The sequence below is a fragment of the Mesorhizobium sp. J428 genome (genome assembly GCF_024699925.1).
Lineage (GTDB): Bacteria > Pseudomonadota > Alphaproteobacteria > Rhizobiales > Rhizobiaceae > Mesorhizobium_A.
The window spans coordinates 1,418,311-1,445,060 of the sequence record NZ_JAJOMX010000001.1 but is presented as its reverse complement, the minus strand read 5'-3'; the positions used below and the strand labels follow the sequence as shown (position 1 = coordinate 1,445,060).

The 26,750-nt window shown below is 66.5% G+C and carries 27 protein-coding genes; 14 read left to right on the top strand and 13 right to left on the bottom strand.

Annotated elements, in window-relative coordinates; genetic code table 11:
* Positions 1–134: 134 nt before the first annotated feature.
* Complete coding sequence (locus LRS09_RS07180) at positions 135–977, top strand: NosD domain-containing protein (RefSeq protein ID WP_257805100.1); 843 nt, start codon at positions 135–137, stop codon at positions 975–977.
* Between the two features lie 21 nt (positions 978–998).
* On the opposite strand, the gene LRS09_RS07175 is transcribed toward LRS09_RS07180, so the two are convergent.
* Positions 999–2,162 carry a M20 aminoacylase family protein gene (locus tag LRS09_RS07175; RefSeq protein WP_257805099.1) on the bottom strand — a complete coding sequence of 388 codons (1,164 nt, stop codon included), beginning with the start codon at positions 2,160–2,162 and terminating at the stop codon, positions 999–1,001.
* Positions 2,163–2,354: 192 nt separating this feature from the next.
* Here LRS09_RS07175 and LRS09_RS07170 point away from each other — a divergent pair, with 192 nt between their 5' ends.
* Both LRS09_RS07170 and LRS09_RS07165 read left to right on the top strand, forming a co-directional pair.
* Entirely contained in the window at positions 2,355–3,506 is a 1,152-nt protein-coding gene (locus LRS09_RS07170; RefSeq protein ID WP_257805098.1) for a D-alanyl-D-alanine carboxypeptidase family protein, read from the top strand.
* A gap of 7 nt (positions 3,507–3,513) precedes the next feature.
* Entirely contained in the window at positions 3,514–4,608 is a 1,095-nt protein-coding gene (locus LRS09_RS07165; protein WP_257805097.1) for a GTP-binding protein, read from the top strand.
* Here LRS09_RS07165 and LRS09_RS07160 read toward each other — a convergent pair.
* The 5 genes from LRS09_RS07160 to LRS09_RS07140 form a co-directional block, all read right to left on the bottom strand.
* Positions 4,598–4,849 (bottom strand): sulfurtransferase TusA family protein, encoded by a 252-nt coding sequence (locus LRS09_RS07160; RefSeq protein ID WP_257805096.1) that lies wholly within the window; start codon positions 4,847–4,849, stop codon positions 4,598–4,600. The genes LRS09_RS07165 and LRS09_RS07160 overlap by 11 nt on opposite strands.
* Positions 4,849–6,102, bottom strand: a complete 1,254-nt coding sequence (locus tag LRS09_RS07155) for a murein L,D-transpeptidase family protein (protein WP_257805095.1) — start codon at positions 6,100–6,102, stop codon at positions 4,849–4,851. The genes LRS09_RS07160 and LRS09_RS07155 overlap by 1 nt, the downstream gene beginning before the upstream one ends.
* A 209-nt stretch (positions 6,103–6,311) precedes the next feature.
* Positions 6,312–7,259: an acetyl-CoA carboxylase carboxyltransferase subunit alpha gene (locus tag LRS09_RS07150; protein ID WP_257805094.1), complete on the bottom strand. Its 948-nt coding sequence runs from the start codon at positions 7,257–7,259 to the stop codon at positions 6,312–6,314.
* Between the two features lie 104 nt (positions 7,260–7,363).
* The gene (locus LRS09_RS07145) at positions 7,364–8,272 is read right to left on the bottom strand and encodes a site-specific tyrosine recombinase XerD (RefSeq protein ID WP_257805093.1); all 909 of its coding nucleotides are present in this window, start codon (positions 8,270–8,272) and stop codon (positions 7,364–7,366) included.
* A gap of 13 nt (positions 8,273–8,285) precedes the next feature.
* A complete protein-coding gene (locus tag LRS09_RS07140; RefSeq protein ID WP_257805092.1) occupies positions 8,286–8,435 on the bottom strand; it encodes a histidine kinase in 150 nt (49 codons plus the stop codon).
* Between the two features lie 157 nt (positions 8,436–8,592).
* On the opposite strand from LRS09_RS07140, the gene LRS09_RS07135 reads away from it, so the two are divergent.
* The 5 genes from LRS09_RS07135 (at position 8,593) to LRS09_RS07115 (ending at position 13,605) form a co-directional block, all read left to right on the top strand.
* A complete protein-coding gene (locus LRS09_RS07135) occupies positions 8,593–9,195 on the top strand; it encodes a shikimate kinase (protein ID WP_257805091.1) in 603 nt (200 codons plus the stop codon).
* Complete coding sequence (gene aroB, locus LRS09_RS07130; RefSeq protein WP_257805090.1) at positions 9,192–10,325, top strand: 3-dehydroquinate synthase; 1,134 nt, start codon at positions 9,192–9,194, stop codon at positions 10,323–10,325. The genes LRS09_RS07135 and aroB overlap by 4 nt, the downstream gene beginning before the upstream one ends.
* Positions 10,322–11,215, top strand: coding sequence for an HlyC/CorC family transporter (locus tag LRS09_RS07125; RefSeq protein ID WP_257805089.1), 894 nt, complete (start codon positions 10,322–10,324; stop codon positions 11,213–11,215). The genes aroB and LRS09_RS07125 overlap by 4 nt, the downstream gene beginning before the upstream one ends.
* Positions 11,216–11,482: 267 nt before the next feature.
* The gene (locus LRS09_RS07120) at positions 11,483–12,682 is read left to right on the top strand and encodes an aromatic ring-hydroxylating dioxygenase subunit alpha (RefSeq protein WP_257805088.1); all 1,200 of its coding nucleotides are present in this window, start codon (positions 11,483–11,485) and stop codon (positions 12,680–12,682) included.
* A gap of 176 nt (positions 12,683–12,858) precedes the next feature.
* Positions 12,859–13,605, top strand: a complete 747-nt coding sequence (locus LRS09_RS07115; RefSeq protein WP_257805087.1) for a L,D-transpeptidase — start codon at positions 12,859–12,861, stop codon at positions 13,603–13,605.
* 95 nt (positions 13,606–13,700) lie between these two features.
* Here the strand turns inward: LRS09_RS07115 and LRS09_RS07110 are convergent, their stop codons facing one another.
* Together LRS09_RS07110 and LRS09_RS07105 are read right to left on the bottom strand one after the other, a co-directional pair.
* Entirely contained in the window at positions 13,701–14,282 is a 582-nt protein-coding gene (locus tag LRS09_RS07110) for a cytochrome b/b6 domain-containing protein (protein WP_257805086.1), read from the bottom strand.
* Positions 14,282–14,557 (bottom strand): PepSY domain-containing protein, encoded by a 276-nt coding sequence (locus LRS09_RS07105; RefSeq protein WP_257805085.1) that lies wholly within the window; start codon positions 14,555–14,557, stop codon positions 14,282–14,284. Before LRS09_RS07105 ends, LRS09_RS07110 begins: the two co-directional genes overlap by 1 nt.
* Before the next feature lie 123 nt (positions 14,558–14,680).
* Between LRS09_RS07105 and LRS09_RS07100 the strand changes: the two genes are divergently transcribed.
* Genes LRS09_RS07100 through LRS09_RS07090 form a run of 3 tightly spaced genes read left to right on the top strand, consistent with a single transcriptional unit; the run spans position 14,681 to position 17,068 of the window.
* Positions 14,681–15,001, top strand: a complete 321-nt coding sequence (locus LRS09_RS07100; RefSeq protein WP_257805084.1) for a PepSY domain-containing protein — start codon at positions 14,681–14,683, stop codon at positions 14,999–15,001.
* A 1-nt stretch (position 15,002) separates the two neighbouring features.
* Positions 15,003–15,671: a response regulator transcription factor gene (locus LRS09_RS07095; RefSeq protein WP_257805083.1), complete on the top strand. Its 669-nt coding sequence runs from the start codon at positions 15,003–15,005 to the stop codon at positions 15,669–15,671.
* Entirely contained in the window at positions 15,671–17,068 is a 1,398-nt protein-coding gene (locus LRS09_RS07090; protein ID WP_257805082.1) for a HAMP domain-containing sensor histidine kinase, read from the top strand. Before LRS09_RS07095 ends, LRS09_RS07090 begins: the two co-directional genes overlap by 1 nt.
* On the opposite strand, the gene LRS09_RS07085 is transcribed toward LRS09_RS07090, so the two are convergent.
* From LRS09_RS07085 to LRS09_RS07070, 4 genes are all read right to left on the bottom strand, one after another.
* Positions 17,029–18,096 carry a siderophore-interacting protein gene (locus LRS09_RS07085; protein ID WP_257805081.1) on the bottom strand — a complete coding sequence of 356 codons (1,068 nt, stop codon included), beginning with the start codon at positions 18,094–18,096 and terminating at the stop codon, positions 17,029–17,031. The two genes, LRS09_RS07090 and LRS09_RS07085, sit on opposite strands and share 40 nt — an antisense overlap.
* A gap of 1 nt (position 18,097) precedes the next feature.
* Positions 18,098–19,354, bottom strand: coding sequence for an MFS transporter (locus LRS09_RS07080; protein WP_257805080.1), 1,257 nt, complete (start codon positions 19,352–19,354; stop codon positions 18,098–18,100).
* Positions 19,354–21,450: a TonB-dependent siderophore receptor gene (locus LRS09_RS07075; protein ID WP_257805079.1), complete on the bottom strand. Its 2,097-nt coding sequence runs from the start codon at positions 21,448–21,450 to the stop codon at positions 19,354–19,356. The genes LRS09_RS07080 and LRS09_RS07075 overlap by 1 nt, the downstream gene beginning before the upstream one ends.
* Before the next feature lie 150 nt (positions 21,451–21,600).
* A complete protein-coding gene (locus LRS09_RS07070) occupies positions 21,601–23,010 on the bottom strand; it encodes an aminotransferase (protein ID WP_257805078.1) in 1,410 nt (469 codons plus the stop codon).
* A 250-nt stretch (positions 23,011–23,260) separates the two neighbouring features.
* On the opposite strand from LRS09_RS07070, the gene LRS09_RS07065 reads away from it, so the two are divergent.
* The 3 genes from LRS09_RS07065 to LRS09_RS07055 are packed head-to-tail and all read left to right on the top strand — an operon-like array spanning position 23,261 to position 26,086.
* Positions 23,261–24,178 (top strand): ABC transporter permease, encoded by a 918-nt coding sequence (locus LRS09_RS07065; RefSeq protein WP_257805077.1) that lies wholly within the window; start codon positions 23,261–23,263, stop codon positions 24,176–24,178.
* Positions 24,175–24,996 carry an ABC transporter permease gene (locus tag LRS09_RS07060; RefSeq protein WP_257805076.1) on the top strand — a complete coding sequence of 274 codons (822 nt, stop codon included), beginning with the start codon at positions 24,175–24,177 and terminating at the stop codon, positions 24,994–24,996. The genes LRS09_RS07065 and LRS09_RS07060 overlap by 4 nt, the downstream gene beginning before the upstream one ends.
* Positions 24,997–25,012: 16 nt before the next feature.
* Positions 25,013–26,086: an ABC transporter ATP-binding protein gene (locus LRS09_RS07055; protein WP_257805075.1), complete on the top strand. Its 1,074-nt coding sequence runs from the start codon at positions 25,013–25,015 to the stop codon at positions 26,084–26,086.
* Positions 26,087–26,119: 33 nt separating this feature from the next.
* On the opposite strand, the gene LRS09_RS07050 is transcribed toward LRS09_RS07055, so the two are convergent.
* Entirely contained in the window at positions 26,120–26,698 is a 579-nt protein-coding gene (locus LRS09_RS07050; protein ID WP_257805074.1) for a hypothetical protein, read from the bottom strand.
* Positions 26,699–26,750: the final 52 nt, after the last annotated feature.

Sequence of the window (26,750 nt, the reverse complement as noted above, 5' to 3'; positions counted from 1 at the left end):
GCCGAAACGTCCGCGGTCCAGGCGCCGCGTCGGAGTCGGCGGCATTGTCCGGTCGCGTGTGACGAATTTCATGGACAGCGGGCAAAAGCCGGTGTTCTCCTTTCCCTTGCGTCAATTCATCGTGGGGGAACGTCATGAAGTGCATGCTCGCTTTCGCAGGCCTCGCCTGCGCGCTTCTATCTTCGGCCGCCCGCGCCGAGGTGCAGGACTGCATCGAGATCGTCGCGGTCCCGACCGTCATCACCCAGCAGGGGGTCCATTGCTTCAAGAAGGACCTGTCGACCAACATCACGACCGGCAATGCGATCACCATCAACGCGCACAACGTCATCATCGAGATGAACGGTTACAAGCTGGGGGGATTGGCCGGAGGGACCGCGACGACAGCCATCGGGATCTATACCCTGGACCGTCAGAACATCACGGTCCGCAACGGCTCGGTGCGCGGGTTCGGCGAAAACGTCTACCTCGATGCAACGGGCGACGGAAGCAGCGGCGCAAGCAAGGGGCATATCGTCGAGGACATGCGCATCGAAGCGGCGCGAAGCCACGGCATCCACATCGAGGGACGGCACTCGATCGTCAGGAACAATTTCGTGTTCGATACAGGGAACGGATCGTTCGCGATTGCGCGCGGCATCTTTGTCCAATCCGGCCCGGGACATACGGTCACCGGAAACGTCGTGTCCGGGGTGACCGAGACCGGCGAGGCGGCGGGTATCCTCCTCTCCACCGCGCCTGGAGCGATCGTCCGAGGCAATCAGGTTCACGACATCTCCGCCAATTCCTCGTTCGGAATAAGCGTCCAGACCTCACCGGATGTCATCCTTCAGGACAATGCGATCGGCAACTCGAGCCCAGGTGACGCCGGCATCTTCGCAAACGGGGTTTCCCATATCTGCGTCGACAACGTCGCGTCGAATTTCGCCACGGGGTTCATTGGATGTGAAGTCGATCAGGGAAATTTCAATCTCTGACCCGTCGTCCGGATCTGCGCCTCAGCGCGCCAGCGCCTGCTCGGTCAGCCGCACCCAGTAGCTGATGCCATGCGGGATGGCTTCGTCGTTGAAGTCGTAGGCCGGATGGTGCAGGCCGGCGGAGTTGCCGTTGCCGATGAAGATGAAGGCGCCCGGCCGGGCTTCCAGCATGTAGGAGAAATCCTCGCCGCCCATCACCGGCGGCGTCGCCGCCTCGACGTTCGGTTCGCCGGCAACCTCGCGTGCCACTTCGGTTGCGAAGGCGGCCTGCTGCGGATCGTTGACGGTGACGGGATAGTTGGAATCGTAGTCGATGTGGACCTTCGCCCCGTGCGCGGCCGCCACGCCCTCGCAGATCTCGCGAATGCGCCGTTCGGCAATCGCCGCCATCTCCTTCTTCAGCGTCCGCACCGTGCCGGCGATCTCGACCTTTTCCGGGATGATGTTGTAGGCGTCGCCGGCGTGGAACTTGGTCACCGAAACGACCAGCGCCTCGATCGGATCGGCGGTGCGCGAGACGATGGTCTGCAGCGCGCCGACCATCGCCGCCCCGGCCACGATCGGGTCGACCGAGACGTGCGGCATCGCCGCATGTCCGCCGCGTCCCGACACCGTGATGGTGAACTCGGCCGTCGCGGCCATGATCGGGCCCGGCCGGATCGCGAACCTGCCCACCGGCATGCCGGGCATGTTGTGCATGCCGAAGACGCGGGAGATGCCGAAACGATCCATCATCCCTTCCTTGACCATCTCGTTGCCGCCGCCGCCGCCTTCCTCGGCCGGCTGGAAGATGACAGCGACCCGCCCGGCGAAATTGCGCGTCTCGGCGAGATATTTCGCCGCGCCCAGCAGCATAGCGGTGTGGCCGTCATGGCCGCAGGCGTGCATCTTGCCCGGCGTGGTCGAGGCATAGGGCTTGCCGGTGATCTCGTTGAGCGGCAGGGCGTCCATGTCGGCGCGCAGCCCGATCGTCTCGCCCGGGCCGAGCCGGCCCTGAATGATGCCCACGACGCCCGTCTTGCCAAGCCCGGTCACGATCTCGTCGCAGCCGAATTCCTCCAGCCTCTGCTTCACGAATGCCGCCGTCTTGAAGACGTCGAATTGCAGTTCAGGGTTTCGATGGATCTCCTGCCGCCAGGCGGCGACCTCATCCTGGAGTTCGGCGGCACGGTTGAGGATCGGCATATCGACTTCGTCTCCGGCGGCATGGCGTCCTGGCGCAAGCGATTGACATCGCTGCGGCCAGGCGGCCCTTTGCCATCTTGGCGTCACATAGGCTAACTAGTCCGCACTGACACCCTGATCCGGGCGGCGCGTCCCATTGCCGCCAAAGCTTAAGGACACCAGGTAAGAACCTGCAAGGGGCGAGTTCCGCGAATGAGAAGACCGAACGGATTCCTGTGGGCAGCGACAGTGGCGTCGATCGTTTTCGGCGCTGCAATGCCGGCCGCCGCCGGTCCCTCGCTGCTGCTCGACGCGAACACCGGCGCCGTGCTCGACAGCGAGCAGGCGTTCCAGCACTGGTATCCCGCATCGCTGACCAAGCTGATGACCGCCTATGTGGCGTTCCGCGCGATCCAGCTCGGCGAGGTGACGCTCGAATCGCCGGTACGAATCAGCGAGAGGGCGACCAAGGAGCCGCCCAGCAAGATGGGCTACCCCGCCGGCACGGTCCTCACCCTCGATGCCGCGCTCAAGATCATCATGGTCAAGTCGGCCAACGACGTCGCCACCGCGATTGGCGAGAGCCTCGGTGGCTCGCAGGAGGCGTTCGCCGCGCGCATGAACAGCGAGGCGAAGCGGCTCGGCATGACGAACTCCAATTTCGTCAATCCGCACGGCCTGCACGACGACCGCCAGTACACCACGGCGCACGACCTCGCCGTGCTCGCGCTCGCGCTACGCGCCCAGTTCCCGCAATACGCCTCCTACTTCACCATCGAGGCGCTGGGCTCGGGCAAGGACGTGATCGAGAACCACAATACGCTGATCGGCCGCTTCACCGGGGCCGACGGCATGAAGACGGGCTACACCTGCCCGGCTGGCTACAACCTCGTCGCCTCGGCGACGCGCAATGGCCGCACGATGCTCGCGGTGGTAATCGGCGCCACTTCCGTTGCCACCCGCGCCGACAAGGCCGCCGACCTTCTCGCCAAGGGCTTCTCGCTGCCCGCGGCCCGGAGCCCGAAGCTCTGGGAGGTGAAGGCCAATCCAGGCGAGGAGACCGCTCCGGCGATCAACATGCGCGACACGGTCTGCACCAAGGCCGCTGCGAAGGAGCGCCTCGACGCGCTGGACGAGAAGGGCCAGCTCGTCTTCCATTCCGCGCATCTGACCGGCGGCGAGCTGCCGACGCCGCGGGTCACCGCCATCTCGATCGGCAACGCGACCGGCCCCGCCTCGCCCTTCATGCCGAAGTTCGAGCGCCCGGCGATGGTCGGCAACATCCCGGTGCCGCTGCCGCGCCCGGACTACACGCCCCCGGTCGAGGAAAGCGCGCAGGCGCCGTCCAACGGCGTGACGCAGTAGAGCGCATATGAACCTGCCACTCCCCGTTTCCGTGCTCACCGGCTTCCTCGGATCCGGCAAGACGACCCTGCTCAACCGGCTTCTCAAGGATCCGGCACTCTCCGATACCGCCGTCATCGTCAACGAGTTCGGCGAGGTGGCGATCGACCATCTCCTGGTCGAGAGCTCGAGCGACGGGGTGATCGAGCTCTCCGGCGGCTGTATCTGCTGCACGGTGCGCGGCGACCTAGTCGACACGCTGGCGGGCATCGTCGACAGCATCCAGACCGGGCGCACGCCCTCGCTCAAGCGCGTGATCATCGAGACCACAGGGCTCGCCGACCCGGTCCCAGTGCTGCTCTCGCTGATGGGGCATCCGGCGCTCATGCAGGCGTTCCGGCTCGACGGCGTGATCGCCACGGTCGATGCCGTCAACGGCCTTGCCACGATCGACCGCCATGCCGAGGCCGCCCGCCAGATCGCCGTGGCCGACCGCATCGTGCTGACCAAGACGGACATGGCCGAGCCTCCGGCCGACCTGCTCGCGACGATCAGGCGCCTCAACCCCGGCGCGCCGATCGTGCCGTCGGCGGCGACGGCAAGCGTGTCGGACCTGTTCAACTGCGGTCTCTACGATCCCGCCACCAAGACCGCCGATGTCGGCCGTTGGCTGCGCGACGAGGCAATCCACCAGGCCGAGCATCACGACCACGACCACGATCATCACCATGATCACGATCACCACCGCCACGACCATATCCGCAGCTTTTCGCTCGTCCACGACCGGCCGGTGCCTTACTCTGCCATCGAGACCTTCCTCGACCTGCTCCGCTCCACCCAGGGCGAGCGCCTGCTGCGCATGAAGGGCGTGATCGAGCTGGCGGAGGACCCGTCGCGCCCGCTGGTCATCCACGGCGTGCAGTCGATGCTGCATCCGCCGGCGAGGCTGCCTTTCTGGCCGGAAGGTCCGCGCGGCGTGCGTCTCGTTGTCATCGGCGACGGCCTGCCGGAAGACTATGTCCGGCGGCTGTTCACGGCCATCACCGGCCAGGTCGCCGTCGGCGTGCCCGACCGCGCGGCGATCGAGGATAATCCGCTGGCGATCGCGGGCTTCAAGGCCTGACCGGGCGAGCCGGTCGCCGGCTCACCAGGAAACGGTGCCCGTAGTCCGCCTTCTGCGTCTCGATCAGCTCGTGGCCCGTTTCGTTGCAGAAGGCCGGGATGTCGATCGCGGCCAGCGGGTCGGTGGTCTCCAGCCAGATGCGCGCGCCGGGGCGCATCTTCGACAGCCGCTTGCGGGCCTTGAGCACGGGGAGGGGGCAGTTCAGCCCCCTGAGGTCATAGACCGCGATCGGACGGCTCATCAACCGCCGAACAGGTTCCGGATGCGCTTGCGAACCGCGGTGACGCTGCTCTCCGGCTCGGCCGCGGCCTGCTCGACCTTGGCTTCGGCGGTTGTTTCCGGCTTCGGCGCCTTCCTGGCCTCTTCCAGCGCAATGCGCTTGGCTTCGGCGTCCGCCTTGGCGCGTTCGGCGGCAAGCTTCTTTTCTTCCTCGGCGCGTTTCTTGGCGGCTTCGGCCGCCTCGATTGCCGCCATCTTGCGGCCGAGCGGCGAATCGATGCGACCCATGGTCGAGGATGCTACGACGCTGCCATCCTTCTGCATCGACGGCGGCTCCATCGGCACGCGCTCGCCGCGCGACCGCTTCTTGCTCCAGTCGGCGACAAGGCTCGCCTCCTTGATGCCCAGGATGGAGGCCTTCGGCGGCGGCGCGGACTTGCTGAGCGCTGCCGAGAACGCGGCCGTCTCCTTCGACTGGTGCGACTGGAACGCCGTCGCCAGCGTGTCGGGCATGGTTGCAGCCGGGCACGCGCCGGTGGGCGAGAAGGGCGTCTGCCCGTCGGTGGCGCGGTTGAAGACATAGCGCTTTTCGCAGACGTCGACCTTCGGCGGCACCTTGGTGATCTCGAAGTGGTCGTAGCCTTCCTTCAGCATCTTCCAGAATGCGAAGTTCGGGTCGTCCTTGTAGCGGGCCATGTTGGCGCCCGTCATGCGGAAGGGAAACGCCTGGAGCTGGAACGCCGTCTGGCCGCCGGCGAAGGCGTCGCGGGCGAAGGCATAGACCTCCTGCATCTGCGCATCGGTCAGCGAGTAGCAGCCCGACGACGAGCAGGCGCCATGCACCATCAGGTGCGTGCCGGTGCGGCCCTGCGCGCGGTCATAGGCGTTCGGATAGCCGGTGTTGAAGGCGAGGTAATAATTGGAATTCGGGTTCATCTGCCCCGGACCGACGGCATAGAAGCCCTCCGGCGCCTGGCGGTCGCCTTCGGTGAACTTCGGGCCGAGCTTTCCGGACCATTTGCAGATATTATAGCTGGTGACGAGGTCGTAGCGGCCGTTCGACTTCTGCTTCCAGACCTCGAGGACGTTCTCTTCCTTGAAGATCCGCACCATGATCGGCGAGTTCTTCTGCATGCCCTTTGACCGGACGAGTTCGGTCATCTTCGCAGAGAGGGCGCGCTCGGATTTCGGCGCGATCTCCTCGAGCGAACCGTTGCAACCCGCCACTGCGAGCAAGGCAATGAGCGCACCTGCGCGGAATAGGCTAGAACTCATCACTCGGCGCTGTCTTTCGTCCCGCTGATCATCCCCGACGACGACCGGCTTGCGGATGTCTTCTGTCGGATCACCCTGACGCTAGTCCGGTTAACCTTGAAAAATCATTACCGCAAGGGTTGCGCGTCCCCGTGACCCCTTAAGTCACGCAGAGTTCATTCAGCGCAACCGAGCGGCGAATTTGTGGCGCGCGCCGACTGAAACCGCCGTCAGAGATTGCGGCCGATCGCCAGAAACTTCTCGCGGCGCTGTTCGCGGTAGTCCGCGTTGGATTGCCGCAGTTCGGCAAGAGCGGTCTCGATCCGCTCGCCCGTGGCGTTGATCACCGCCTCAGGTGCGCGATGTGCGCCGCCCAGCGGCTCGGCGATGATGCCGTCGATCACCTTCATCTCCAGGAGGTCCTGGGCGGTGATCTTCATGTTGGTCGCAGCATCCTTCGCCCGGGTCGAATCGTGCCACAGGATAGAGGCCGCGCCCTCAGGCGAGATGACCGAATAGATCGAGTGCTCCAGCATGTAGACGCGGTTGGCGGTGGCGATCGCGATCGCCCCGCCCGACCCGCCTTCGCCGATGACGATCGAGACGCTCGGGCTGCGCAGGTTCAGGCAGGCGGCGGTCGAGCGCGCAATCGCCTCGGCCTGGCCGCGCTCCTCCGCGTTGATGCCGGGATAGGCGCCGGCCGTGTCGACCAGCGTCACCACCGGCACCTTGAACCGGTCGGCGAGTTCCATGATGCGCACGGCCTTGCGGTAGCCCTCGGGCCGGGCCATGCCGAAATTGTGCTTCAGGCGCGACTTGGTGTCGGCGCCCTTCTCCTGGCCGAGGATCGCGACCGGCTCGCCGCGGAAGCGGGCGAAGCCACCGATGATGGCGTGGTCGTCGCCGAAGCTGCGGTCGCCGGCCAGCGGCGTGAAATCGGTGAACAGCGCGCGCACATAGTCCAGGCAGTGCGGCCGGTCGGGATGGCGGGCGACCTGCGCCTTCTGCCAGGGCGTCAGCGCCTTATAGAGATCGCGCAGCAGATCCTGCGACCGCTTCTCCAGCCGGGCGATCTCGTCGGCGAAGTCGACGCTGCCGTCGGCGGAAAGCTTACGCAACTCGGCGATCTTCGCTTCGATGTCGGCAAGCTGCTTTTCGAAATCGAGGTAATTAAACATACGTTCGCGAACCACGCGCCGGTAACAGGTAGGATAGGCGGCGCATCGCCCCCAGATGGGGTCTGCGGCGCGCGAAATCGAGCCTCCACATACCGTCACGCATGCTAATCGGCAAGCGGGTGATGGTCGTGGACGAGACGCACGAGCCTTTCCTCCAGCACATGCGTATAGATTTGCGTCGTGGATATGTCTGAATGGCCGAGCAATTCCTGCACCGCGCGCAGATCGGCGCCGTTCTGCAGCAGGTGGCTGGCGAAGGCATGGCGGATGACATGCGGCGAGACGCGGTTGGCGCCGATCCCCGCGCCGGCCGCGAGGGTTTTCAGGTCGCGGGCGAAGACCTGCCGGGGCAGGTAACCCTGCTCGGAATGGGACGGGAAGAGCCAGGGGCTGTCGGCGAATTTCGGCTCGGCGTTGCGTAGCGCCAGCCAGTCGCGCATCGCCGCGCGCGCCTTCGGCGACAGCGGCACCATGCGCTCCTTGCCGCCCTTGCCACGGATGATGAAGAAGCGCTCGTCGCGCGTGGCGACGCCGACCGGCAGCGAGACGAGCTCGGAGACGCGAAGCCCGGTGGCGTAGAGCACCTCCACCAGTGCCAGCATGCGCACGGCGCCGGTCTCGCGCGTCGCGGCCGCCTCCGCCGCCCGGTCGAGCAGCCGCCCCGTCTCCGCCTCGTTCAGCACCTTCGGCAGCGGGCGTGCCTTGCGCGGACTGTCCACGGGGCCCGAGGGATCGTCGGCCCGCAGCCCTTCCGAATAGAGGAACTTGTAGAACTGCCGCAGCGTCGACAGCTTGCGCGCCTGGCTCGACGCCGCGAAGCCACGTTGCGCGATGCTGTCGAGATAGCCGCGGATCGCCGCCGACGAAGCGCCGGCCAGACCGCCTGGCTCGCCCGACAGCTGCTCGCGCGCGTCGTCGAGGTCGCGGCGGTAGGAGGCGAGCGTGTTCTCGGCCGCGCCGCGCTCGGCGCTCATCATTTCCAGGAAGGACTCGACCAGCGATGCGCTGTTCATCCGCTTTCGCCCGTCATTTGTCGCGCATCAGGCGCTCGACCGGCACGCGCTCGGTCATCTCGCCCTTGTTCGGCCTGACGAAGAAGACCAGGGCATGCATCGCGCCGTAGACGATCCCGACGATGACCGCGATGATCGTCAGAAGCCTGAAGAGTGTCGGCATTACCCCGATCTGCCTTGATTGTCCTGTCGCCCGCCCCCGTCCGTTATGGGGCGGCGCCTGTGTCAATTCAAGACGCCGGCGCAGGACCGGCCATGCTTGACGCGATAGGCCTTTTGATGTCGATACGCCCCGACACTGGCAATCGCCCGGAAATCCGATGATTCAGGAAATGGAGACGGTGGATCCCGCGCATGCCGGGCTGAAGGACAGGCTCGGCGGACGCTCGGTCGTCTTCGTCGGGCTGATGGGCGCCGGCAAGACGGCGATCGGGCGCAAGCTGGCGCAGGCGCTCGGCCTTGCCTTCGTCGACAGCGACCATGAGATCGAGACCGTGTCGCGCATGACGATCCCGGAACTGTTCGAGCGCTACGGCGAGCCGGAGTTCCGCGCGCTGGAGGAGCGCGTCGTCGGCCGCCTCGTCAAGGACGGCCCGCAGGTGGTTTCGACCGGCGGCGGCGCCTTCATGAACGCACATACCCGCGAGGCGATCGCCCGCGACGGCATTTCCATCTGGCTCAAGGCCGATCTCGATACGCTGATGACCCGCGTCGCCAAGAAGCCCAACCGGCCGCTGCTCAAGGCATCCGACCCGCGCGCGGTGATGGAGAAGCTGATGGCCGAGCGCTATCCCGTCTACGGGCTCGCCGACATCACGGTCACCACCCGCGACGTGCGGCGCGAGGAGATCATGGCCGAAGTGCTCGAAGCCCTGTCGTCCTGGCTGGACCGCGAGGAGCGGTCGAAGGAGGGTGCTGCATGAATGCGATGGGCGCGACCGGCGCGCCCGAGGTCGTCACCGTCGGCCTCGGCGAGCGCAGCTACCACATCCTCATCGGCAGCGGCCTGATCGAGCGCGCTGGCGCCGAGATCGCGGCGCGGCTGCCCGGCGTCAGGGCGGCCATCGTCACGGACGGCAACGTCGCCGCCGCCTGGCTTCCTGCGCTGACTGACAGCCTGTCGAAGGCCGGCATCGAGACGGTGGCGATCACGCTTCCCCCGGGCGAAAAGACCAAGAGCTTCGACCATCTCGAACAGGTGGTCGACGGCGTGCTCGGCGCCAGGCTCGAGCGGCGCGACGCGGTTATCGCGCTGGGCGGCGGCGTGATCGGCGACCTCACCGGCTTCGCGGCAGGCATCGTCCGCCGCGGCATGAATTTCGTCCAGGTGCCGACCTCGCTTCTGGCGCAGGTCGATTCCTCCGTCGGCGGCAAGACCGGCATCAACACGCCGCGCGGCAAGAACCTCGTCGGCGTGTTCATGCAGCCGAAGCTGGTGATCGCCGACACGGGCACGCTTGACACGCTCTCCGCGCGCGAGTTCCGCGCCGGCTATGCCGAGGTGGCGAAATACGGCCTGATCGACCGGCCCGACTTCTTTGCCTGGCTGGAGGCCAATTGGCAGGAAGTCTTCTCCGGCGGACCCGCCCGCACCCGCGCGATCGCCGTGTCCTGCCAGGCCAAGGCCGACGTGGTCGCCCGCGACGAGTTCGAGACCGGCGATCGGGCGCTCCTCAATCTCGGCCACACCTTCGGCCACGCGCTCGAAGCCGCCACCGCCTACGATTCCGCCCGGCTCGTCCATGGCGAAGGCGTCGCGATCGGCATGGCGCTGGCGCACCGCTTTTCCGCGCGGATGAACCTCGCCAGCCCCGACGACGCCGAGCGCGTCGAGCGGCACCTGCGCGACGTCGGCCTGCCGTGGCGCATGTCGGACATCCCAGGCGAGCTGCCCGGCGCCGAGCGGCTGCTCGAATACATCTCGCAGGACAAGAAGGTGTCGCGCGGCGCGCTCACCTTCATCCTCACGCGCGGCATCGGCCAGTCCTTCATCGCCAAAGACGTGCCGGCCTCGGAAGTGCTGGCCTTTTTGCGCGAGAACCACCCGGGATGACGACCGCGCCCTGGCCCCTGGTCGCGCTTGCGACGCTGCTTGCGGCCGGCGTCGTCGCGGCGATCTTCGGCCAGCGCATCCTCGGCCTGTTCGGCTTCACCGTCTCGCGGATCGTCCCTCAGAGAAGCCCGGAGGAGGAGCTGCGCGAGACGCTGGAGGCGCTGCGGCGCCAGGGCGATCTGGTCAAGGCCGACGGCGACCGGGTCGGCGGCCTGCTCGACCTCGCCGACCTCGAAGTCTCCGACATCATGGTCCACCGCACCGCCATGCGCATGGTCGACGCCGGCGGCGCGCCGGAGGCGGTGGTGCGCGACATCCTCCAGAGCCCCTACACCCGCATGCCGGTCTGGCGCGGAACGACCGACAACATCGTCGGCGTCATCCACGCCAAGGACTTGCTGCGCGCGCTCAACGAGGCGGGCAACGATCCTTCCAAGGTCGACATCGCCCAGGTCGCCTCCAGGCCCTGGTTCGTGCCCGACACGACCAGCCTGCGCGACCAGCTCAACGCCTTCCTGCGCCGCAAGGCGCATATCGCGATCGTCGTGGACGAGTACGGCGAGGTCGAGGGCCTCGTCACGCTGGAAGACATCATCGAGGAGATCGTCGGCGACATCGCTGACGAGCACGACATCGACATCCAGGGCGTGCGCCAGCAGGCGGACGGCTCGGTGCTGGTCGACGGCTCGGTGCCGATCCGCGACCTGAACCGCGCGCTCGACTGGGCCTTGCCGGACGACGAGGCGGTGACGATCGCCGGCCTCGTTATCCACGAGGCGCAGACCATCCCCGACGAGAAGCAGGCCTTCACGTTCCACGGCAAGCGCTTCGTGGTGCTGAAGCGCGAGAGGAACCGCATCATGCGCCTGCGTGTGAAATCAGTCGAATAGGCTGGCATCAGCCGCACGGCCGGCGGTCAAATCCCTCACCGGTTTCCAGGCTTTTCAACAGCCCCCAGCAGGCGTTGCGGGTGCGTACGGGCTATCCGCGATTAACGTCCCGTTTTCTCGAAGGAAATCCGGCGGCGCAGCTCTCCGATCTGTTCGAAAACTAGGCGCCTTCGAAAGGCAGAATTTAGCCTTAATCCAGCAAACCATTGCATTATAATGATAAATGTGATTTTATTGAATGAACATTCAATAAGAACGGGGGCTTTCATGAACCGCCGCGCGGGCAATGTGGCTATTCCGAACGACTGGGATCGCAGTGGCCTTCCGGGCTGGACCTATCACAGTCCGGCGCTCCTCGAACTGGAGAAGGAGCACCTGTTCCGCACCCACTGGCAGATCGTCGGCCACGTGTCCGACGTGCCGAATCCGGGCGACTACCTGGCGATGGACGTGGTGGGCGAGCGGGCGCTCGCCGTGCGCGGCAAGGATGGCGTCGTGCGCGCCTTCCTCAACATGTGCCGCCATCGGGGCTCGCGCGTTGTCGCCGACAACCAGGGCAATTGCCGCAATGCGCTGGTCTGCCCGTTCCACGGCTGGGTCTACAATCTCGACGGCACGCTGCGCGGGGCCGCGCGGCCGCGCTCGTTTCCGGATCTCGACAAGGTCGAGTTCGGCCTGAAGCAGCTCGACCTCGAAATCTGGATGGGGTTCATCTTCATCCGCTTCCGCCCCGGTCCGCAGCCCTCCGTGGCCGAGCTGATGCAGCCGCACGAGGCCGAGATCGCGCCCTACCGCATCGAGGAGATGGTGCCTTCCTGGGGCATCTGGTCGAGCGTGTCGAATGTCAACTGGAAGTCGGTGCGTGACGTCGACAACGAAGGCTACCACGTCGCGATGGCGCACCCTGCGCTGCAGGATCTCTATGGCTCGACCTATTACGACGAGCCCTTCGTCAACGGCGTCTCGCGTTCCTTCGCCACCTACAACCCGCATGCCGGCCGGCGCTGGAGCGTGCGCAACTACGTCAAAATCGCGCCGCAGCCGGAGCGCCTGCCGCAACCGCTTCGTCGTGCCTGGATCTATTACGGGCTGTTCCCGAATGCGGTGATCGCGATGACGCCGGAGACGGTCCAGTTCTACCAGGAATTTCCTCTCTCCACCGGCCAGACGCTGCTGCGCGGCGCGATCTATCGCTATGCCGACGAGAGCCGCGAGCAGGCCGCCGCGCGCTATCTCGCCTTCCGCATCGACCGCGACACGATGGCGGAGGACGTGCAGCTGTCCGAGTGGTCGAACGAGTCGATGACGTCGAACGGCTTCGAAGGTTTCTACCTCTCAGACCTCGAATACGGCGTGCGCACGCATCACGACCACATCCGTGCTGTGCTGCCGGTGGTCAACCTCGAATCCGCGCCCGAGGAGAAGGACGTCGCCGGCCTGAACGAGGCGCTGGCGAGCCGCAAGTAAATCGTGCCGCACACACTGCGCAGGGCCTTTGGATGCGCATCGCGACAAGACGGAGCGATCATCCCGATGAACGGCCTGTTTGTTCATGGGTTGCAGGCACGCGGCCCGGCAGATACAGGAGGAACGCGCAGGCTCTCCGCGTGTTGGGAGCCCGTGTGGAACTGATTCGGAGTCCGATGTCGAAACTCAGCCGCCGTGGGCTCCTTGCAGGGGCCGCCGCGAGCGTCGCATCAGCCGGCCTGTCGGCCTGCGCAGGCGGCCGTGAGCGAGCGGCGGGGGCGGCCGCCGCTGTGCCCGAACCGCTCCCCCTCCCGATGCCCACTCCGGCCGTCGGCGACCCTCGCGTGATGTATGCTGCCGCCTTCGATGAAGGCCATGCTATCCCGGCCGTTCCGATCGAGAAGATTGATCCGAGATTCTACCGCCAGATCGTTCCGGATCCGACAGGCGAGGCGCCGGGCACCGTCGTCGTCGATACGGCGAACCACTTCCTCTATCTCGTCGTCCACAGCGGCGCAGCGCTTCGCTACGGCGTCGGTCTCGGCCGCCAGGGCTTCGAGTGGTCGGGCCGTGGGGTGATCGAGTGGAAGCAGAAATGGCCGCGCTGGTTTCCGCCTGAGGAGATGATCGCCCGCCAGCCAGAGCTGGAGAAATACCGTGCCCGGCAGATTCCGGGCACGAATGAGTGGGAAGGCGGCATGGAGGCGGGCGTCAGCAACCCGCTCGGGGCGCGCGCGCTTTACATCTTCCAGAATGGTGAGGACACGCTCTACCGTCTGCACGGCTCGCCGGAATGGGCGTCGATCGGCAAGTCCGTGTCGTCGGGATGCGTGCGGCTGATGCACCAGGATATCATCGACCTCTACGACCGCGTGCCGGAGCGCGCACCGATGGTTGTGACGACCGGACTGAGCGTGACGTGACGGGGAGACGCCCCGCTCCAGGGACCACGCCATCCGCGACCCACTGCCGGTGAGCACCGGCGGTCGCAGTTCGCCCGCCGGCACAACCGCCCTCGTCAGGCCAGATCGTCGGGTCCCGGAGCCCGCTTGCGCCCGGTGAACATCGCCCGCACGAGGTTCTCGCGATGCTCGACGCTCGCCAGCACCACGCCCGCGACGTGCAGCGCCACGAGGCCGAGCGTCGAATAGACCACCGCCTCATGCGCTTCCTTGACCCACCGCACGCCCCAATAGGCGTCGGTCGTCATCATGTATCCGGTCGTCGCAATGGCGCCGATCGCGACCAGCAGCACCAGGATCATTGCCCCGCCGGCCGGGTTATGGCCGAGATGGCGCGGCGCCGAGAAGCGGGCCGTCTTGCCGAGGAAGCGGATCACCTCCGCGGGGCTGCGCACGAAGCTGGCGAACCGGGCATTGCGGCTGCCGACAAGCCCCCAGATCACGCGCGCGGCGACGAGGCCGGCAATGACGTAGCCGGCGATTTCGTGTGGGCCCTGCCACTCGTCTCCGGTCAGGAAGGCGAAGACGAACAGGGCGACCAGAGACCAGTGGAAGACCCGCACGAACGGGTCCCACACCTTGACCGTGGCCGGCGGCATCGCGCCGCCGGCATCCGGTCTGACCGGTTCCGCGCTCATCAGTCGTCGATCTTGGCTTCGACGACCTCGGCGGTCACCGGATTGAGATAGGCCTCGACGCGCTTGCCGTCCTTGTCGATCGCATAGATCTCGTAGCAGCCGTCCTCGATGTCGATCTCGCGCACCTTGTAGCCCATCTCGGTCGCCTTCGCCTCGATCTCGGCGAGGCTTTTCCAGCTCGACTGCGGCTGGTTTCCGCACGACGGCGAGGCCATCGCGGCGGAGGCGACGAACGGAGCTGCGGCGAGGGTGAGGATGAATGCGATGCGGTTCATGTCTGTCTCCTTCTGGTTCGGGCTGTCGCCCTTGGACGGAGCGGTCTTCGCAGGTTCCGCATGACAGGCCGCTGAGTGGAGATGTCAGCGAATTGTCATCTTCGGATGTGCTAGGAGAAAACGATGCGCGCCCTCGTTCCCGTCCTCCTTGCGGCCCTGCTTGCCGCCGCGGCGCCCGCATCCGCCGACAAGGGCGGGCGGGAGGATCACGACGACCGCCGAACGCTCGAACGCGCCCGCGAGCGCGGGGAGGTCCTGCCGCTTGCGCGCATCCTCGAGCTGCTGCGTGCGCAGGGCGTCGCGGGCGACGTCCTGGAGGTGGAGCTCGAGGACGAAGACGAGGGCTTCGTCTACGAGATCTACGTGCTCGGCTCCGACGGCCGGCGCCGGGAGCTCACGGTGGATCCTGCAACCGGGCGGATCCTGTCCGTGGACGAGGACTGAGATGCGCGTGCTGCTCATCGAAGACGACCGGCGCATCCGTGAAGACGTCGCCGCCGCGTTGGAGGCCAGCGGCTTCGTCGTCGACGCGGTGGCTGATGGCGAGGACGGCTGGTTCCAGGGCGACACCGAATCCTACGGCGCCTGTGTCCTCGACCTCGGCCTGCCGGGCATGGACGGGCTTGCCATCCTCAAGCGATGGCGCGAGGCCGGCCGTGACTTTCCCGTGCTGGTGCTGACCGCGCGCGGAACCTGGAGCGAGCGCGTCGAGGGCATCGATGCCGGCGCCGACGACTACCTGCCCAAGCCCTTCCGCATGGAGGAGCTTCTCGCGCGGCTGAGGGCGATTATCCGCCGCTCCGCCGGCCATTCCTCCGCGCTCATCCGCATCGGCGAGGCCGAACTCGACACGCGCCAGATGCGGCTGACGGTGCGCGGCGTGCCCGTCGCGCTGTCGCCGCAGGAGTATCGGCTGGTCGCCTATCTGATGCTCAACCGCGGGCGGGTCGTGCCGCAGCAGGAGCTCGCGGAGCATCTGCAGGCGCAGCATTTCGAGCGCGAATCCAACGCCGTCGAGGTGCTGGTCGGGCGCGTGCGGCGCAAGCTGCCGGCGGCAATGATCGAGACCCGTCGCGGCTTCGGCTACCTCGTTCGGGACGAGGCGGTGCCATAGTGACGTCGGCCCGTTCGCTCCGGCTGCGCTTCTTCGCGCTCGGCCTCGGCCTGCTGGCGGTCGCGCTCGTCGTCACGGGCATCGGCCTGTCCGCCCTGTTCTCGCGTCACCTCGACCGCCGCGTCGGGCAGGAGCTCGACACCCATCTCCAGTCGATCGCCGGCACGCTCCGGATCGATCCGGCAGGCACGCTCAGCCTCGCCCGCGAGCCTGCCGATCCCCGTTTCTCGCGCCCGTTCGGCGGGTTCTACTGGCAGGTCGAGGACGAGACGTCCGCGGAGCGGCTCGCCTCGCGTTCGCTCTGGGATTTCGTCATCCCCCGCGGGGCGGAGATCGCTCCAGGTGCGGAGCTGACCCGCGACGCGGCGGGTCCGCAGGATGCCGTCCTGCTTCTGCACGAGCGCAGCCTGGTCGTGTCGGTCGGCGGCGTCGACCATCGCCTGCGCGTGACGGTCGGCATCGACCGGTCCCAGCTTGCCGAGCTGCGGAGCGGCTTTGCACGCGATACCGGTTATGTGCTGGCCGCCCTCGGACTGGTGCTCGCCGCCGGGATATGGATCCAGATCGTTTCGGGCCTGCGGCCGCTCGCCGCCGTCGCTGAAGCCGTCGGCGAGGTGCGCGCCGGCAGGGTGCGCAGGCTCTCGACCCAGGTGCCGCGCGAGGTCGAGCCGCTGGTCACCGAGATGAACTCGCTTCTCGATACGCAGGAGCGCGAGCTCGTCCGCGCGCGCGATCGCGCCGCGGATCTCGCGCACGGCCTCAAGACGCCGCTTACCGCGATCGCCGCCGACATACGCAGGCTGCGAGAGCGCGGCGACCGCGAGATCGCGGACAATCTCGAAGCGCTGGCCGATTCGATGCGCCGGCATGTCGACCGCGAGCTCGCCCGCACCCGGCTGCGCCACGGCACCAGCCGTGCCGCGACGCCGCTTGCGGACGCAGCGCGACGCATCGCGCGCGTGGTCGAGCGCATTCCGGCGGCGGAGGGCAAGGCCATCGCGGTGGACGTCCCGGACAACATCGTCTTTCCCGTCGACGGCGATGATCTCAACGAGATGCTCGGCAACCTGCTCGACAATGCCGCGCGCCATGCGCGCTCCCGCATCCGGGTCGGATGGGAGAGTGCTGCCGGGACGGTCTCGCTGCTGGTCGAGGACGACGGCCCGGGCCTTGCGGAAGACGAACGCGCGGTCGCGCTCGCGCGCGGCGGCAGGCTGGACCGCAGCGGCGGCACCGGCCTTGGCCTCGCGATCGTCCGCGATATAGCCGAAGCCTATGGCGGCTCGGTCAGCCTCGGCCGCTCGGACCTCGGCGGCCTGTCTGTGACTGTGACGCTGCCAAACGCCAACCCGCCTCGCTACTCGTCCACCTCGCCAGCCGCACCCAGCTTCCAGTAGCTGCCGACGACGCTGCGGCCCTTCTTGAGCCGGACAGTGTCCGCCAGATGGGCCTTGATCGCTCGTGCGGTGCTCTGCTCGCATCCCGCCCAGACATAGGGGTCGTCCCCCCAGAACGCGCCCGGGACGTCGCGCAGCGCCTGCAAAAGACCATCGGTGCTGCCGGCGGGCTTGCCGCCACGGGATAGCCATACGAGATCCACCCCCGGCTTCACGGCGATGTCCTGCCGCTCGGCGTCGTCCGCGATCTCCACATACGCCTTGGCCTTCGCGTCGTCCGGCAGTTCCTCGAGCAGCCGCCCGATCGCCGGCAAGGCGGTCTCGTCGCCGAGGAAGAGGTAGCTCGGCGCGACCTTCAGGGTGCCGCCGCCCGGTCCTGTCATGCCGACAAGGTCCCCCGGTTTCGCCTCTGCGCCGAATCGCGCGCCAGGCATGTCGTCGCCCTCGTGCAGGACGAAATCGACATCCATCGTGCCGGCCGCAACATCGATGCTGCGGATTGTATAGATACGCATCACGGGGCGTTCGCCCTCCGGCCATGCCTGGCGTCCGTCGGCGGCCATCACCGGCCACACGACCGGAGCGTCGTGCCGCGGACGCAGCAGCAGGCGGATATGTATGCCGTGCTGCGCGAAACGTTCGAGATTGTCGCCCGCGAGCGTCAGCCGCCTCATGCGCGGCGTGATGTTCCGCGCCGATACCACCTGCATCTCGCGGAAATAGGGTGGGCGCGTTCCTGCCGCCAACCCGCCGCGCCATGAGACTTCGGGGCGCTCTGCCGGCGCGAACTCGTGCACATGCTCGACCACGCCCCACTGAAGGAAGGACAGAGACGTGTCGTCGGGCGCCTCGACACGGAAGGCGATGGATCCGTCGAGGAGACGGGCGGACGCCGTGCCGATCTCGAAGGCCACCGACCATGCTGCCTCGCTGCCCGTGACGGAACCATGTTCGCCGAGATGGTCGAGCAGCGCGGCCATGACCGTCTGCGGCGACTGCAGGCGTATGACGGTATCGGCGATCGGCATGTCAGGCCTCCTGGCGGGTGGGGCTGGCTGCGCGCATGGCGGGGCTTCGCTTTTCGACCGTCGCGATGATCGCCGGGATCGTCGCCACGGCAATGAGCGCAGCGGCCCCGAAGAAGATGCCATAGCCGAGCTTGCCGGCCACCTGGCCTGCGACCACGCCGCCGATGATGCTCACCAGTGCGTCCATCGACTGGAACAGGGTGAAGTCGACGCCCCCCTGGCGCGGGTCCGACCAGCGCATGAACTGCGCGTAGAGCGCGACGAAGCCGAGCGCGAGGATGCCGGAGGAACTGGCGATCGCTACCGCGGCCAGCAGCGGCATCGGCACCGGCGGGAGATAGTGGCTGGCCGCGAAGAAGGCGAGTGCGCCGGCCTGGAGCACCACCGCTGCGATCATCACCGTTGTTGTGCCGTAACGCCTGACGAGGGCGCCACCCGCGATCGCCGCCGCGAAGCCGATAAGAAGGCTGCCGGCGCCGTTCACAAGTCCGATCGTGCCGAGGTCCATGCCGGCGTCGACGAGGAAGGGAGCGAGCATCGCAAGCCCCATCTTCTGCGCCACGACATAGAGGGCCGCGACGAGCAGGCCGCGGCGAAGCTCGGGCCGCGCCAGGGCGGAACGGAGCGAGGGAACATGTGTGCGTTCCGCGCCACGGCGGGTCGAGGAGGCAATGAAGGCGAAGGGCAGGCCGAGCGCGACCAGAAGCGCGATCATCGACCAGACGCCGATGCTCCAGCCCGTCATCGCGACGATGACGAGGAAGATTCCGCCGCCGATCGCCGATCCGAGATAGGCGCCGCCGACCTGGGCGGCATTGCCCCAGCCCTGCTCCTTAGGAGCGAAGCTCTCCACGGCATAACCGTCGCAGACGATGTCGACAGTCGAAGCGGCGAAGGCCACCAATGTCAGGCAGGCAAGAACGAAGGGCAACGATTGCACGCCGGCGACGGCAACAGCCGCGAGGCCGGCAAGGCAGACGAGACTGCCCGCGACTGCAAGCGAGGCGGACCGGTTTCCGCCGGACAAAGGCAGACGGTAGCGCTCGATCCACGGGGACCAGAGGAACTTGAGCGCCCAGGGCAGGGCGATGAGGGACAGCAGGCCGACATGTTCCAGCGACACGCCTTGATCGCGCATCACGGCCGGCAGGCCGGTCCAGGTGATGCCGCCAATCACGCTCTGGGCGACATAGAGCCCGCCCACCGCGAGCACGACGCGGTGGGTCGGCAGCGTTTCGGCCCTCGCCTCGGCAGTCATCAGAACCTGCGGCGCAGGCTGCCCATGATCGAGCGGCCCTCGTCCCAGTAGCAGTTGGCGGCGGTGCAGACCGGCTTGCGCTCGTCGAAGAGGTTCTTGACGTTGACCTGGAACTTCACTCCGTCGAGCTTCGGGCTGCGAGCGCCGAAATCGTAGGACATTGCGAGATCGACAAAGGCGCGGTCGTCGTTCTTGAACGTGTTGGCGTCGTCGCCGAAGCTCTCGCCGACATAGCGCAAGCCCGCGCCGAGCCCCAGCCCTTGCAAGGCGCCGGAGTTGAACGTGTAGTTGCCCCAGATCGAGAAGACGTGATTTGGCGACGAAGAGAGTTCGTTGCCCTCGGTGCCGGCCACGCCCTTGACGATTTCCATGCGCATGTAGGTGTAGGAGGCGAGCAGGTCGAAGCCGTTGTCGAAGGAGGCGGCCGCCTCCAGTTCGAGCCCGCGGGAATTGAGATCGAGCTGTCGCTGAATCTGGTTGCCGGCGTCGTCGAACGTGCCGTCATAGACCACGCCGTCGGTCTGATCGATGTTGAAGAAGGCCGCGCCCAGGGTGATGTTCCGGTCGGGAACTTCGTATTTGACGCCGACTTCGACCTGTTCGCCCTTGGTCGGGCGCGCGACGCGGCGCGTGTTCGTGCCGTAGTCGTAGACGAAGCCGAGATTGGGTGCGAAGGATGTCGAATAGTTCGCGTAGGGGATAATCCCCCAATCCGTGCGGTAGGAGAGGCCGATCCGCCCGGAGAAGGCTTGGTCGTCCTGGCTGGTTTCCGTCGAGGTGTAGTCCTTGCTGCGGCTCGACACCCAGTCGTGCCGCCCGCTCGCAAACAGCGTGAAGCCGTTCCACTGCATCTGGTCATGGATATAGGCGCCGACCTGATGCATCTGCTGGCTGCCGGAGAAGGACGGCGTCATGCCGGCGATGTCCTCGATCGAGACGTAGGAGGTCGCGTTGTAGGCGTCGTAGTCGGTCCAGCCGTAGTCGACGCCGGCAACCGCGACATGTTTGACCGGGCCCGTGTCGAACTCGAACTGCGCCATGTTGTCGGCGACGAAGCTCTTCATCGTCTCGGTGTAGTGGCCCCAGTAGCGGGCGAGATCCGGTGCACCAGTGTTGTAGAGGCCGCTGTACTGCAGGTCGGCGTCCACGCCGTTCAGCCGCACGTTTTGGCGAACGGTCAGGAGATCGCTGAACCGGTGCTCGAACTCGTAGCCGATGCGGCCCTGCAGGCTGACAAAGTCGTTCCAGTCGGGGTCGCCGCTGTAGATGTCCGACACTTCGCCGTAGGACGGATTGTAGAAGAAGGCTGTCCCACCGTTGACCGCGCGCGAGACCTCGGCCAGCACGGTCAGCTTGGTGTCCTCGTCCGGCTTGTAGGTGACGGCGGGAGCGAAATAGAACTTGTCGTCCGGGAAGCCGGGCAATTCGGTATCGGCGATGCGGCCGAGGCCCGTCATACGGTAGAGCAGCGTGCCGTCCTCATTGGCTGGGCCCGACAGATCGAATGCCGCCTGAACGCGGTCATGCGTGCCGCCCAGCACCTCGACCTCGCGATAGGTTTCGTCCTTGGGCCGCTTGGTGACAAGATTCACCATGCCGCCGGGGCCGCTGATGCCATATAGCGACGAAGCCGGCCCCTTCAGGACCGTCAGGCCTTCGATGCCGTAGGGCTCCGTCTTGAACCAGGCCGACGGGCCGTTGTACTGCCTCAGGCCGTCACGGAAGAAGCCGGTGTAAAAGGCCGGAAAGCCGCGCAGGTAGAAGGCGTCATAGCGTGCATCGAAACCGAAACTGTTCGGATTGGCGCTCGCCGTATAGCCGAGCGTCTCGTTGAGCGTGCGTGGCTTCTGGTCCTCGATCTGGTCCTGTGTGACGACCGAGATCGCCTGCGGTATCTCGGAGATCGGCGTGTCGACCTTCGTGCCGATGCGATCCTGCTTGGCGACGTACCCGTCCTGGACGAGGATGTCGTCGCTTTCGGCTTCCAGCTCCAGCCTCTCGAGTTGGGTAGCCTGCGCATTCGCCTGCTGCACGGCCGCCGGAACGAGCGCCGTGCTCAGGATTGCGATGCGGATGAACGACTTTTCTGACAGCATGCACGCCCCCGAACTGTGACTCTGCTGTTCGGTGGCTATGCGGGAGGCTGGCTTCCAAACAGCCCGCTCTTAGATTTCTAGAGTTCGTCAGTCAAGTTATCGTGATTGTCGGCGGACTGACGGTGCGGCAATCGCGCAGGTGAAGGGTTCTCACCCCTTCCATAGCCCTTCGCGGCGCAGGTCGTCCATGGTGCGCGAGATGCCTTCGCGCAGGATCACGACCATGTCGTCGATCTGCTCCCGGCTGATCACCAGCGGCGGCGACATCACGCACATGTTGATCAGCGGCCGCACCAGCAGGCCGAGCTCCTGGCAGTGCCGGTCGATGCGCTTGCCGACCTCGTTGTCGAGCTTCAGCGGGTTCATGCTGTCGCGGTCCGCGACGCATTCGATGCAGGCCATCAGGCCGAGCCCGCGCACCTCGCCCACCAGCGGCAGCTCCTCCAGCGTCTTCAGCCGCTGCTGGAAGTAGGGTCCGACCTCACGCGCATGATCGAGAATGCCGCCTTCCAGCAGGTCGAGGTTCTTCAGCGCCACGGCGCAGCCGACCGGATGGCTGGAATAGGTCAGCCCGTGCGCGAACATCGCGTCGGGATGGTTCGAGCGACGCAGCGTCTCGAACAGCCGGTCCGACATCATCACGCCGCCGAGCGGGAAGTAGCCTGAGGTCACGCCCTTAGCGAAGGTGATCATGTCCGGCTCGACGCCGAACACGTCCTGCGAGGCGAACACTTCGCCGACGCGTCCGAACGCCGTCACCACTTCGTCCGAGATGTAGAGGATGTCGTTGTCGCGGCAGATTTGCGCGATGCGCGGCAGGTAGTCGTCCGGCGGCACGATCACGCCGCCCGAGGCCTGGATCGGCTCGGCGATAAATGCGCCGATCCGCTCCGCGCCAATGCGCGCGACCGTCTCGCGGAACTCCTCGACGAGAAAGTCCGAAAACGCCGCGACGCTCGTGCCCGCCGGCCGCCGGAACGGATTGGGCGAGGAGAGCTTGACCACCATGCCGTCGGCGCCGTCCATCCAGTCGCGGTCGCGCGGGCGACCGTTGAGCGAGCCGGAGAGATAGGTCGAGCCGTGATAGGCGCCCTGGCGCGACAGGACCATCTTCTTCTCCGGCCGGCCGCGCACATTGTTGTAGAACTGCATGAAGCGCAGCGCCGTCTCCACCGCCGACGAGCCGCCGGTCGTGTAAAAGACGTGGTTGAGGTCGCCGGGAGCATGTGCGGCCAGCCGCTCGGACAGCGCCACAGACGGCTCGTTCATCGTGTACCAGGGCGTGTTGTAGGACAGCTCCATCGCCTGGTCGCGCATCACGTCGGCCAGTTCGGCGCGGCGGTGCCCGACATTGACGCACCACATGCCGGCCGGGCCGTCGATCAGCCGCTCGCCGTCCGCGCCGGTGATGTAGATGCCGTCGCCCGAGGCGATATAGGTGCGCGCCTCCGCACCGATCTGGCCCGCCGTCGGCCAGGGCTGGACGAGATGCCGCGCCGCACGCTCCGTGGTCCGGTCACCGGCCCCGTCCATGGCGTCGAGCTTTTCGAGTGCGGCCATCTGCTGCTCCCACCGATCGATGCCGTCAGTCACGGCATATGAAAGCCAAAACAACGGAAATCAAAAGGAAATTCGTCCTGTTTTGAATATCCGTTCAGTCAATATCGCAGAAATAGCGCTTGATTTCAATTGGGACTTGCGCATGATGCCGGAAAGCCGGTTGATACGCACGCGGAACCGATCCGCGTCGGGAAGAGCGAATGGCACCCACGCCCCTCTTGCGACCCATCAGTAGGTACGGAGCCAGATGATGGCTGCGGCTGCGGAAGGGGTTTCGGCAGGGCCTGCGCCGCGCACGCGAACCGGATCCTATCTGCAGTCCGACGAAGCCAAGGGCTACACGCTCATCTCCGCGCCGTTCCTCTATGCGCTGGCCATGCTCGGTCTGCCGGTGGTCGTCGTCATCGCGCATTCCTTCTGGACGCAGACCTATCTCACCGTCGACCGCACCTTCACGCTGGAGAACTACCGGCAGGCGATCTTCGAGCCGATCTACCAGGACCTCCTGTTCCGCTCGCTCTGGATCTCGCTCACCGTCAGCGTGCTCACCGTCGCGCTCGCCTATCCGGTGGCCTATTTCATCTCGTTCCACGGCGGCAGGCACAAGAACATCTGGCTGTTCGTCATCACCGTGCCGTTCTGGACTAGCTATCTTTTGCGCGTCATGGCCTGGAAGGTCGTGCTCGGCTACAACGGCGTCATCAACTCCGCGCTGATGGGTCTCGGCATCACGGCTGAACCGTCAGACGCCTTCCTCTACAATTCGACCGCCGTGCTGATCACGCTCACCCATGCCTGGGTGGCCTTCGCCATCCTGCCGATCTTCGTCTCGCTGGAGAAGGTCGACCGCACCCTGATCGAGGCGGCGACCGATCTCGGCGACGGACCGATCCGCTCCTTCCTGCGCGTCACGCTGCCGCTGTCGCTGCCGGGCGTCATCTCGGCGCTGCTGATCGTCATGATCCCGACCGTCGGCGACTATGTCACGCCGAAGATGGTCGGCGGCACCGACGGGGTGATGATCGCCAACGCCATCCAGGCCCAGTTCGGCCGGGCGATGAACAAGCCGCTCGGCGCGGCGCTCTCGGTCACCACCATGATCGCCGTCTGCCTGATGGCCGGCGGCGCGGTGCTGGCGCTGCGCGCGGCGGTGAGGGCGATGCGATGAACCCGTTGCGCCGTTTCGCCGGAAGCTGGCTGCCGGCCTATGCGGTGCTGTTCATCCTGTTCCTCTACCTGCCCGTGCTGCTGCTGCCGGTCTTCTCGCTCAACGCTTCGCCGTCGCCGCAGTTTCCGCTCTCCGGCTTCACGCTCAAATGGTATGCCGGCCTGCCGCGAACCCCGGCACTCCTCGACGCCGCCTGGAACAGCCTTCTGGTCGGCGTGGCGGCCGCCCTTCTCTCCACGGTGCTTGGCATCTGCGCCGCGCGTGCGCTCACCCGCTACCGCTTCCGCGGCCAGCGCGCCATGCAGGGGCTGATCATGGCGCCGCTGGTCATGCCCGAGATCATCGTCGCCGTGTCGATCCTGATCATCGTGCTCGCGCTCGGCATGCCGCTGACGCTCTTCACCGTCACGCTCGGCCACGTGCTCGTCTGCCTGCCCTATTCGATCTCGGTGCTGATCTCCGGCTTCGAGGGCTTCGATCGCAGCCTGGAGGAGGCCTCGGCCGATCTCGGCGAGACCGCGTTCGGCACGTTCCGACGCGTGACCCTGCCGATGATGACGCCGGCGATCATCTCCAGCCTGCTGGTCGGCTTCACCATCTCGCTCGACGATTTCATGATGGCCTTCTTCCTCGGCGGCAACGACGTGACGCTGCCGGTCTACATCTGGGGCCAGCTTCGCTTCGCCGCGCGGCTGCCGGGCGTGCTGGCGCTCGGCACGCTGCTGCTGGTCGCGTCCATCCTTCTTCTCACCATCGCCGAACTCATGCGCCGCCGCGCGCAGGAGCGCACCCAGACGACCGGAGGCCTGCTTGCCTGAACGCGCGACACGCCCAATGATCCAGATCGATACGGTGACGCGCAGCTATGCCGACTTTCACGCCCTCGACCGCGCGACGCTGACCATCCGCGAGGGCGAGTTCTTCTCGCTGCTCGGCCCCTCCGGCTGCGGCAAGACCACGCTGCTCCGGCTCATCGCCGGCTTCGACCAGCCGACTTCCGGCACGATCGCTATCGACGGCCAGCCGATGGCCGGCATCCCGGCAAATGCGCGGCCGACCAACATGGTGTTCCAGTCCTACGCCATCTTCCCGCATCTCAAGGTGGGCGAGAACGTTGCCTACGGCCTGAAGAAGATGAAGCTTGGTGCGGCGGAGGAGAAGCGCCGGGTGGACGAGGCGCTCGCCATGGTCTCGCTCGCCGGTCTGCAGAACCGCGGCGCGACCGAGCTTTCGGGCGGCCAGCGCCAGCGCGTGGCGCTGGCGCGTGCGCTGGTCATGCGGCCGAAGGTGCTCTTGCTCGACGAGCCGCTGTCGGCCCTCGACAAGAAGCTGCGCGAGCAGATGCAGGTTGAGCTGCGCAAGCTGCAGCAGGCCGTCGGCATCACCTTCATCCTGGTCACGCACGACCAGTACGAGGCGCTCGCCATGTCCGACCGCATCGCCGTCATGTTCGGCGGCCGCATCGCCCAGGTCTCGACGCCGAAGGAAATCTACCAGAAACCCGTCAACCGCCAGGTCGCCGACTTCCTCGGCGGCATGAATTTTATCCGGGCCGAGTTGGTCGAGGAGACCGGCGACAGCATCGTCGTCGACACCGCAGCCTTCGGCCGGGTCAAGACGGACAAGCCGCGCGCCTTCGTCGCCACCGGCCGCGAGGCCACCCTCGGCATCCGCCCCGAGCGCCTGCGCGTCCTGTGGGACGACGCAACCGCGAAGCACGAGATCGCCGGCACGGTGGTCGAGCGGCACTATTTCGGCGAGATCACCCATCTCGTCGTCGACGTCCCGGGCATGGAGAAGCCGCTCTCCGTCACCGAGACCAACGATTTCGGCGCCGACGACCTGCCGCTGGGGGCGAAGATCAGGCTGGGATATGATCCAGACGCGCTGGTGGCGCTGGCGGATTGAAGCCTGTTTGAGACTCCAATCCGCCCCTGCCGATCACTCGGCAGGCTGCGGCGCCCGCGGCCAGGGAACGTCACCCCCCGGCGTCCCGGCCGGCGCGGCCTTGAACGCGCCGCAGTTCTTCAACAGCCAAGCGTCGCATTCCTGCCGCGAGGCGGGGCCGAATGCGCGATAGTAGATCGCCGGCACAAGGGTCCCTTCGGGAACCACGATGCAGCCGCTGTGGGTGGACCCGGGCGGGAAGGGTAGCCGGGCGTAGACCAGGAACCTGGCCGCTTCCGCCTGGGCTTCCGCGAAATTGACCGGAACGAACGGGTCGACCACGGGAACCTCGACCCACCCCGTCGCATCCATTACGCGGATGACGTCGAACTTGGCGGCGTTGCCCGCGATCACCACCGAAATCTCGAACGGCTTCATAGCCGTGAGACAGAGTGGCTGGACGAAGAACACCATGTCCCACATCGGCGGCATGATCCGCTCCGGCCTCATCTCCAGCTGCGCGGAATAGTTCATGCAGGGAAGAATTCCGGCAGCGGTTAACGTGACCGTCCCCTCGAGCGGCGAGCGAACCGCCCTGTATTCAGCAGTACCAAGCACTTTTTCCGTGGTCATCGTCTCCTCCGCCGGTTGCGTCCGTCTTGCTATCGAGAATTGCAGAATTGAG